1 protein-coding gene is annotated in these 1,269 nt (G+C 40.0%); it reads right to left on the minus strand.

Translation table 11 applies throughout. From position 1 onward, the window contains the following. Window positions 1–20: 20 nt before the first annotated feature. Window positions 21–1,172, minus strand: coding sequence for an IS4-like element ISAbe18 family transposase (locus tag FTT68_RS13955; protein WP_005176703.1), 1,152 nt, complete (start codon window positions 1,170–1,172; stop codon window positions 21–23). Window positions 1,173–1,269 lie beyond the last annotated feature (97 nt).

The following is a 1,269-nucleotide window of genomic DNA, read 5'->3' on the forward strand; positions in this document are numbered from 1 at the left end:
CATTGCTGTCCCACAATTTTTCACAAGAGGAAGCTCATTTGAGCTTCCTCTTGTTTTATGGGTATTTTATCGGGTGAAAATAAAGCTTTTAAAGTTCTTCTTTCAAACAAATTCACTTGAATTATTCTGAGTAAACGTTGAACTGTCCAACCTGTTTTTCCTAAATGTCGAGCGAAACTCACCAATAAATAGGCGATCATCGCAATCCAGATTTGTGTCTGAATTGCGTTCCTGCTGCGGCCTAGAAACGCTTTTAATTTGAGATTCTGCTTAATCGCCTTAAAGAACAGCTCAACTTTCCAACGATCTTTATAAATCGCCGCAATGGTGGAGGCGGCTAAATGAAAGTTATTGCTGAGAAAGCTAAAGTGCTTGCCACTTTGCTGATCTCTATATTCAATTCTTCTTAACACTGGGGCTTTTCTTTTTAGGGCATGTGCGCTATTCAGCTGAATGGTTTCATCTTTTAGAATACCTTTGGATTCAAGCACTGGATGTTGCTGGATCACCTGATACACAGATTTAGGCCTAAAACGTGTGACAAATCCAATGTTTTGAGCAGTCAGATTTGCATACCATTGGTAATCGACATAGCCTTTATCAAAAACTACAATGCTGCCAGCAGGAAACTGGAATTTGCGGCCTTGTACCATGTCATTTTCTTTGCCATTTTCAACTGCAACAAACTCAGGAATATCATTGCTGTGATTCAATCCTATACTGAGTTTCATGCTGGCTTTTGAGTCGTGAACTTTGGCCCATTCACATAAGGAAAGCGACAGGTCAATATGACTGGCATCCAAGGAATACAAGGGATTCTTAAAGCGAAATTTATGAGCTACTTTTGAGTGTTCATAGTATTTAAGCAACTTGTAAAATAGCTGTTGATACAAGGCAGCAGGCTGCTGCTCATTGATTCGTGCCAGCGTGCTTCGGGGAATAGACTTTGCTCCGAGATGACTCAGCTTTTCCTGTTGGCACTCCAAATTGGATTGAATATCTCTCAGACTTTGCCTACAAGAGAATTGAGACATCAATATGGCAATAAACTGATCCCACCGGGAAGCCGCTCTAAATTTCTGTCCAACATGGTGTACTTTAGCAAGTTGTTCAAAATCCTGTCGCACAACAGGTTTAATTAGCTCATGAAATACGGTATTCTGATGTGACAAAACCTGAATCCTGGTCGTTAAAGTGTTTGTTTGCACTCATATTTTAACTGTTAGGACTCAGGTTTTTTTATTTAAAGCAAACTATGGGACAGCAGTG

Origin of the sequence: Acinetobacter sp. Q85-2 (assembly GCF_013420555.1) — a bacterium.
GTDB lineage: Bacteria > Pseudomonadota > Gammaproteobacteria > Pseudomonadales > Moraxellaceae > Acinetobacter > Acinetobacter indicus.